Source organism: Microbispora sp. ATCC PTA-5024 (assembly GCF_000511135.2).
GTDB classification, from domain to species: domain Bacteria; phylum Actinomycetota; class Actinomycetes; order Streptosporangiales; family Streptosporangiaceae; genus Microbispora; species Microbispora corallina.
This window is the reverse complement of record NZ_KI866525.1, coordinates 327845-335877: the sequence shown is the minus strand read 5'-3', so window position 1 is coordinate 335877 and position 8033 is coordinate 327845. Positions and strand designations below refer to the sequence as shown.

7 protein-coding genes are annotated in these 8033 nt (G+C 76.1%); all 7 read left to right on the top strand.

The window, feature by feature from the left end; all coding sequences use genetic code 11:
- On the top strand, nucleotides 1–1227 hold a 1227-nt coding region (locus MPTA5024_RS27520; RefSeq protein ID WP_036329940.1), incomplete at its 5' end, for an ADP-ribosylglycohydrolase family protein.
- Complete coding sequence (locus tag MPTA5024_RS27515) at nucleotides 1224–2114, top strand: ribokinase (RefSeq protein WP_084370058.1); 891 nt, start codon at nucleotides 1224–1226, stop codon at nucleotides 2112–2114. The genes MPTA5024_RS27520 and MPTA5024_RS27515, both read left to right, overlap by 4 nt.
- Nucleotides 2111–3286: a CaiB/BaiF CoA transferase family protein gene (locus MPTA5024_RS27510; protein WP_036329938.1), complete on the top strand. Its 1176-nt coding sequence runs from the start codon at nucleotides 2111–2113 to the stop codon at nucleotides 3284–3286. Before MPTA5024_RS27515 ends, MPTA5024_RS27510 begins: the two co-directional genes overlap by 4 nt.
- 80 nt (nucleotides 3287–3366) lie before the next feature.
- The gene (locus MPTA5024_RS27505) at nucleotides 3367–4176 is read left to right on the top strand and encodes an HpcH/HpaI aldolase/citrate lyase family protein (protein WP_036329936.1); all 810 of its coding nucleotides are present in this window, start codon (nucleotides 3367–3369) and stop codon (nucleotides 4174–4176) included.
- A gap of 119 nt (nucleotides 4177–4295) precedes the next feature.
- Entirely contained in the window at nucleotides 4296–5297 is a 1002-nt protein-coding gene (locus MPTA5024_RS27500) for a phosphotransferase enzyme family protein (protein ID WP_036329934.1), read from the top strand.
- A gap of 162 nt (nucleotides 5298–5459) precedes the next feature.
- Nucleotides 5460–6515 carry a TIM barrel protein gene (locus MPTA5024_RS27495; protein ID WP_051458754.1) on the top strand — a complete coding sequence of 352 codons (1056 nt, stop codon included), beginning with the start codon at nucleotides 5460–5462 and terminating at the stop codon, nucleotides 6513–6515.
- A 202-nt stretch (nucleotides 6516–6717) separates the two neighbouring features.
- Entirely contained in the window at nucleotides 6718–8022 is a 1305-nt protein-coding gene (locus tag MPTA5024_RS27490; RefSeq protein ID WP_051458753.1) for an MFS transporter, read from the top strand.
- Nucleotides 8023–8033 lie beyond the last annotated feature (11 nt).

Genomic DNA, 8033 nt, shown 5'->3' with positions numbered 1-8033 from the left:
GGCGCCTCGCCCCGCCCGGCGCCCGAGGGCCTCCGGGCGCTGGCCGAGGACCTGCTCGACGAGCTGGCCGCGATCCCGTCGCCGCTGCCCGAGCCGTCGGACCTGCCGGACATCGTGGCCGCCTGCCCGTCCTGGCCCGCGCCCCCGGCCGTCCCCGCGCGGCCGGATCCCGGGCGGGTGCTCGGCGCGTGGCTCGGCAGGGCCGCCGGGTGCCTGCTCGGCAAGCCCGTCGAGAAGATCCCGCGCGAGGGGATCCGGGCCATCGCCGAGGCGACCGGCAACTGGCCGATCCGGGGCTGGTTCACCGCGAGGGGCCTGCCGCCGGAGATCGCCGAGCGGTGGGCGTGGAACCGGCGCAGCGCCGCCACCAGCCTCGCCGAGAACATCGACGGCGTCCCCGAGGACGACGACCTCAACTACGCCCTGCTCGCGCTGGCCCTCCTCGAACGGCACGGCGCCGGGTTCACCACCGACGACGTGGCGGTCCTGTGGCTCGGCGAGCTGCCCGCGGGACGGGTGTTCACGGCCGAGCGGGCGGCGTACCGCAACCTCCTGGCGGGCGTCGAGCCGCCGCGCACGGCGACGCACCGCAACCCCTTCCGCGAGTGGATCGGCGCGATGATCAGGGCCGACGTGTACGGCTGGGCGCGCCCGGGCGACCCGGGCGGGGCCGCCGCGCTCGCCTGGCGGGACGCCCGGCTGAGCCACACGGCCAACGGGATCTACGGCGCCATGTTCGCCGCAGCCATGTGCGCGCGGGCGCTCGTCGCCGCCTCGGTGGAGGAGGTGGTCGAGGCCGGGCTCGCCGTGGTGCCGCCCGGGTCGCGGCTCGCGCGGGCCGTGCGGTCGGCCGTGGCCGACGCCGCGGCCGAGCGCGACTTCGAACGCGTCGTGGACCGGCTGTACGAGCGGCACGGCGGCCTCCACTGGGTGCACACCGTCAACAACGCGGCCCTCGTGGCGGCGGCCCTGGTCCACGGCGAAGGGGACTTCACCCGCACCGTCGGGGCGGCCGTGGCCGGAGGCTGGGACACCGACTCGGCCGCCGCCACCGCCGGCTCCGTCGCCGGAGCGCTCAACGGCGGCGTGCCGTCCCGGTGGACCACGAGGAACCGGCTGGCGAGCAGCCTCACCGGCTTCGACGGCATCGGCTTCGACGAGCTGGCCCGCCGTACCGTCCGGCTCTGGCCGGAGGTCGCGGCGGACGGGAAGGGGGACGGCGCGTGATCTCGGTCTTCGGCAGCGCCAACATGGACCTGGTCGCCTACGTCCCGGCGGCCCCCCGCCTGGGCGAGACGGTCACCGGCCGGGCGTTCCGCACGATCCCGGGCGGCAAGGGCGCCAACCAGGCGGTCGCGGCCGCCCGGGCAGGCGCCGAGGTGGCGTTCGTGGGGGCGGTGGGCGACGACGCGTTCGGGCCGGGCCTGCGCGCCGCGCTCGCGGACGCCGGGGTGGACGTCGGCCGCCTCCGCACGGTGCCCGGCCCGTCGGGCATCGCGCACATCGTCGTGGAGGACGGGGGCGGGAACGCGATCATCGTGGTGCCTGGGGCGAACGGGACCGTCGCCGGCCCCGACGACGGGGACGCCGCGGTCATCGGCCGGTCGGCCGCCCTGCTCCTGCAACTGGAGCTGCCGATGGAGGCCGTCGTGGCGGCCGCCCGGGTGCCCGGGCCCGAGGTGATCCTCACGCCCGCCCCGGCCGTCCCCCTGCCGGACGAGCTGCTTGAGCGCGTGGACCTCATCGTCCCCAACGAGCACGAGGCCGCCGCCCTCACCGGCGCGGCCGGGCCGGACGAGGCCCTGGAGGCCCTGCTCGGCCGCGTGCCGGAGGCCGTCGTCACGCTCGGCGAGCGCGGCGCCCTGTACGGCTCCCGGGACGGCACCCGGCTGCGCGTCCCGGCCCTGCCGGTGCGGGCCGTGGACACGACGGCGGCCGGCGACACGTTCGCGGGGGCGCTCGCCGTGGCCCGGACCGAGGGGCTCGGCCCGGAGCGGGCGCTGCGGTTCGCGTCGGCCGCCGCGGCCCTGTCGGTGGGGCGGGCGGGCGCGAGCACGTCGATGCCGCACCGGCACGAGATCGACGAGGTCCTGACCTCGATGGAGGGACGATGACGAGCCCCGCGACCGGCCCCCTGGCGGGGGTGCGGGTCCTCGACGTGGCCACGCTGTTCGCCGGGCCCATGGCCGCCATGCTGCTGGGCGACTATGGCGCCGACGTGATCAAGATCGAGCACCCGGCGAGGCCCGACCCGTCGCGGGGACACGGCCCGGGCGGCCTGTGGTGGAAGATGCTCGGGCGCAACAAGCGGACCGTCACGCTCGACCTGTCCGCGGCCGAGGGCGGCGACCTGCTGCTCCGGCTCGTCCGCGGCGCCGACGTGATGATCGAGAACTTCCGGCCGGGGACGCTGGAGCGGTGGAACCTCTCCTACGACCGCCTCCGGGAGGCCAACCCCGATCTGGTGCTCGCCCGGGTGACCGGGTTCGGGCAGTTCGGCCCGTACGCGCGGAGGCCGGGCTTCGGCACGCTCGCCGAGGCGATGAGCGGGTTCGCCGCGATGACGGGCGAGCCGGACGGCCCTCCGACGCTGCCGCCGTTCGGGCTGGCCGACGGGATCTGCGCGCTCGCCACCGCCTTCGCCGTGATGGCCGCGCTGCGGTCGGGACGCGGCCAGGTGGTCGACATGTCCATCATCGAGCCGATCCTCGGCGTGCTCGGCGCCCAGCCGACCATCTACGACCGGCTCGGGACCGTGCCGCCGCGCACCGGCAACCGGTCGGTCAGCAACGCGCCGCGCAACACCTACCGGTGCGCGGACGGCCGCTGGGTGGCCGTCTCGACCTCGGCCCAGAGCATCGCGGAACGGGTGATGCGCCTGGTGGGCCGTCCCGAGCTGGTGGACGAGCCGTGGTTCGCCACGGGGGCCGGCCGCGTGGAGCACGCCGACGAACTGGACGCCGCCGTCGCGCGCTGGGTGGCCGTCCGCGACCGCGCCGAGGTGCTGCGGGCGTTCGAGGAGGCCGAGGCCGCCGTGGCGCCCGTCTACGACGTCGCCGACGTCATGGCCGACCCGCAGCTGCGGGCGCTCGACGCGATCACCACCGTGGACGACCCGGAGCTCGGGCCGGTGCGCATGCAGAACGTCATGTTCCGGCTGTCGGAGACACCCGGCGGCATCCGCTGGACCGGCCGCCCGCACGGCGCCGACACGGCCGAGGTCCTGGGCGCCCTCGGCGTGTCCGGCGAGGAGCTCGCGGCCCTCCGGGACAAGGGCGTCGTGTGACATCTCACAGCGACGACCCGATTGACCGCGCCCGGGCCGGAAAGGAGCAGGCGTCCGCGTCCCCTCGGAGGAGTCACACTGTGCCGTCGAACCAGCCGCTGACCTGGTTGTACGCCCCCGCCGACCGTCCCGACCGGGTGGCCAAGGCCCTGGCCGGCGAGGCGGACGTGGTGATCGTCGACCTGGAGGACGCGGTCGCCTCCGAGAACAAGGGGGCCGCCCGGGCCGAGACCGTCGCGCTGCTCGCCACGCCGCAGCCCCGGGTGGAGATCCGCCTCAACGACGTCCGCACCCCGTACGGCCAGGCGGACCTGCACGCGCTCGCCTCGCTGCTGTCCGGCACCGCCGGCGTCCGCATCCCGAAGGTCGAGTCGGCCGAGGAGGTGCGGCAGGTGGCCGAGGCCGTCCCGGGCGTGCCGCTGCGGCCGCTCGTCGAGTCGGCGCTCGGACTGGAGCGGGCCTACGAGATCGCCACGGCCTGCGAGGCGGTCGCCGGCGTCGGGCTGGGCGAGGCCGACCTGCGCGCCGACCTCGGGATCGGCGACGACGCCGGCCTCGCCTGGGCCCGCTCCCGGATCGTCGTGGCGGCCCGCGCGGCCGGGCTGCCCGCCCCGGCGCAGTCGGTCTACACCAACGTCCGCGACCTCGACGGGCTGGCCGCGTCGTGCGCCGAGGGCCGGGCGCTGGGCTTCCGCGGGCGGGCCGCCATCCACCCGCTCCAGGTGCCGGTCATCGCGGCGGCCTACCGCCCGAGCCAGGACGAGATCGTCGCGGCGGTGGGGGTCGTGGCCGCCGCCGACCAGGGCGCGGTGGCGCTCGCCGACGGCCGGTTCGTCGACGAGGCCGTCGTCCGCCAGGCCCGCCGGGTCCTCGACGCCGCCGAGGGCTGACACCCGCGCGGAGGCACCGGCCGGCGGCGACCCGCGGGCCGTGCGGCACACTCACTGCGGCACACTCACAGGGAGCCATGACCGGACCCGGTGAACCCACTGGACCCTGAGGAGAACGCATGCAGGTCCACGACCTGTCCGCGGGACAGGCCGTCCTCGCCCGCGTCGAGGAGGTCGCGCGCCGCGCCCTGCGGCGGTACGACGTGTCCCCGCACGCCGAGGTGACGCTCATCAACGTGTCGGAGAACGCCACGTTCGCCGTCGACGACGGCGGCGCGCGGACGATCCTGCGGGTCCACCGGCTCGGGTACCACTCCCCGGAGGCCATCGCCTCGGAGCTCCACTGGCTGGAGGCGCTGCGCGCCGACGCCGGGATCCGCACCCCCGCGGTGGTGCCGGCCCGCGACGGCGCGCGGGTCGTCCGCGTCGAGGACCCGGGCGCCGAGCCGCGGCACTGCGTGATGTTCGAGTTCCTGCCGGGCGCCGAGCCGGCCGAGGACGGCCTCGTCGAGGACTTCGAACGGCTCGGGGAGATGACCGCGCGCATGCACCGGCACGCCCGGGAGTGGACGAGGCCCGCGGCCTTCACCCGGTTCCACTGGGACCTCGACGCGGCGTTCGGCCCGTCCCCCCGCTGGGGCAGGTGGCAGGACGGCGCCGGCGTGGACCGGGAGGCGCGGGAGGTGCTGGGCCGGCTGGAGGCGGAACTGCGCCGCCGGCTGGAGCGGTTCGGCAAGGGGCCCGGCCGGTACGGCCTCATCCACGCCGACCTCCGCCTGGCCAACCTGCTCGTCGACGGGTCCGCCGGCACCAGCGTCATCGACTTCGACGACTGCGGCCTCGGCTGGTACCTGTACGACCTGGGCGCCGCCGTGTCCTTCATCGAGCACCACCCCCTCGTGCCCGAGATGGCCCGCTCGTGGGTCCGCGGCTACCGGACCGTGCTCGACCTGCCGCCCGAGGACGAGGCCGAGATCTGGACGTTCATCATGTTCCGCCGTCTGCTCCTGGTCGCCTGGATCGGCTCCCACCCGGCCGCGGAGATCGCCGGGGAGCTCGGCGCCGGCTACACCCGGGGCAGCTGCGAGCTGGCCGAGCGCTACCTCGGCGGATCACTCTGATCCCCCCGCGGGCCGGGTCTGCCGGAATCGGGGGAGGCCCCCCGGCGTCCTGTGATCTAATCGGGGCCGGCCCCGTGCTTCCATTCGCCGCCTCCGCGGAGCCCGTCCAGGGCTGATCGGCGTCGAGGACAGGCGGCACGGCATGGCGAGAGAGGTGGGAAGGTGTCCCGCGACCCGGCCGGACCGAGCGGGCGGCCTGCGCGCGCCGTGCGGATCGCGAGCGCACCGGTCAGCTTCGGCGTCTACCTCGCGGGGCGCGCGGCGATCGGGCCGGACGAGATGCTCGCCGCCATGCGGGAGGCCGGGTACGACGGCACGGACTCCGGGCCCCTCGGCTACCTCGGCACCGGGCCCGGCCTCGCCCGCCGGCTCGCCCGGCACGGGCTCGGCCTCGCGGGCGGCTGGGTCGACCTGCGGTACGGCGACCCCGGCGGGTTCGCCGAGGACGTCGTCGCACTGGAGGCCGCGCTCGACGTGTTCGCGTCCGTGCCGGTGGACGACCCGCGGTTCGCCCCGCGTCCCACGCTCGCGTGCCCCGACAACCCCGAGAGGTACGCCCGGCCGGGCATGCCGGCCGACCGCCGGCTCCGGGTCCCGGACGAGGAGTGGCCGGCGTTCGCGGCGCGGGTGCGGGAGGCGGCGGCCCGCTGCCGCGACCGGGGGCTGGAACCCGCCTTCCACCACCACCTGGGCACCGACGTCGAGACGCCCGAGGAGATCGAGCGGCTGCTCGACCTCACCGACGTCTCCCTCTGCCTCGACACCGGGCACCTGTGGCTGGCGGGCGGCGACCCGGTGCGCGCGCTGCGCGACTGGGCGCCGCGGATCCGGCAGGTGCACGTCAAGGACGCCGCGCGCGACACGCTCGCCCGGGTCCGTACCGCCGGGGGCGACCTCGCCGAGCTCGTCCGCCGGGGCGGCTTCCGCCCCCTGGGGTCGGGGGACCTGAACGTCTCCGCCATCGCCGCCGAGCTCCGGCGGACGGGCTACGAGGGCTGGATCGTCGTCGAGCAGGACGTCGTCGCCCCCGAGCCCGATCCCCCCGGCGCCGGCGGTGCGGCGGGACGTCCCGGGACGGCCGCCGGAGCCGCGGGGTTCCCGTGGAGCCGGCCGGACGGTCCCGCGGGCCCGTACGCGGCGGTCCTCGCCCGGGCGGTCGGGGACCAGCGGGACAACCTGGCCGTCCTCGACGCCGCTCTGCGGTCCGCGGGGCTGTGACGGCCGCCCGGCGTCGCGCCCGCCGCGTCTTCGGGGCCGGCCGCCCCCACCGGGCTCACCGCGGCCGAGATCACATTGTGATCCGCCGTCTCGTTGACGAACGCCGCCGGGGCGGATGTGATACCTGGAAGCGCGTTCTAGAACGATTGTCTGTTTCTGACCTCCGCCCGCCCCCGGGCGCCGAGGCGTAAGCGAGGCTGCGATGAGACCGTTCTACGTGCGCGAGCTGACCGTCTACCCCACCGGGCGCCGCCGGCTGTGGCTGCTGGCCGTCGCCGTGCTGGCCAGCCTGATCGCCAACTTCGAGACCACGATCGCCACGATCCTGCCGCTGCTGCGCGAGGACCTCGGCATGTCCCTGGAGACGTACGGCCTGATCGCCGCCGCCTCCGTGCTGGTCGGCGGCGTGTCGGCCGGGTTCGGCGGGATCCTCAGCGACCGGTGGGGCCGGGTCGCCATCCTCGTCCCCACGCTCACCGTCACGGCCGCGTGCAACTTCCTGCTGGCGACCGTGAGCAGCGTCTCCGGGCTGTTCGCGGTGCGGTGCCTGATGCTGTTCATCGAGGGCGCGGGCATCACGATCACCGCGAGCCTCGTCCGGGACTTCTCGCCCCGGCTCGGCCGCGCCCAGGCCTTCGCGTTCTGGACGTGGGGACCCGTCGGCGCCTCGTTCCTCGCCTCGGCCATCGCGGGCGCGACGCTGCCGGCGTTCGACGACGCGTGGCAGTCGCAGGCGATCATCATGGGTGTCGTCTCGCTGCTGTTGTGCGCGCTCGTCGTCTGGCAGATCGCCGAGCCGTCCGCGGCGCTGCGGGCGCGGGTGCTCACCGAGGAGGAGGCCGTCGGCGGCGAGGAGGCGTTCGACCCGGGACGGGTCCGCGAGCTGCTGCGCCACCCCCGTCTGTGGGCCCACGTGGTCGGCAACACCGGCTGGCAGGTGCTCTACTGGACGTTCGCGATCTTCGGGCAGACCGTGCTGGTGGACGCGTTCCGGATGGATGTGGCGGCGGCCAACGGGGTGGTCGCGCTCGGGATCGTGCTCAACGCCGTCACCGTGGTCGTCGTCGGGCGGGTGTCCGACCGGCTCCGGCTGCGCAAGCCGTTCATGCTGGCCGGGACCGTCGCGACGATCGCGCTGCTCGGCTACTTCGTGTCGCTCACCGGTGCGGAGAACCCGGGCGTCGCCCACGTCACCGCGGTCTACGGCCTGATCTTCCTCGCCATGGGCGTCGCGTACGTCCCCTGGATGGCCGGCTACTCCGAGGACGCGGAGGACGTGCGGCCGAGCCTGCAGGGCGCGGCCCTCGGCCTGTGGGGCATGGTCGTCCGGGTGATGATCGTGGGCCTGCTCGTCGCCGCCCCCCAGGTCGTGGCCGGAGGCGGCTGGGGGAGCTGGCTGGTCGTCGCGCTGGGCGGCCAGGTGGTGTTCCTGCTGTCGATCGCGGCGTACGGCGGCCCCTGGCGCCGGGCCCGGGCCGCGGTCGCCCCCCGCCTCGCCGGCGGCTGACCGGCCGGCTG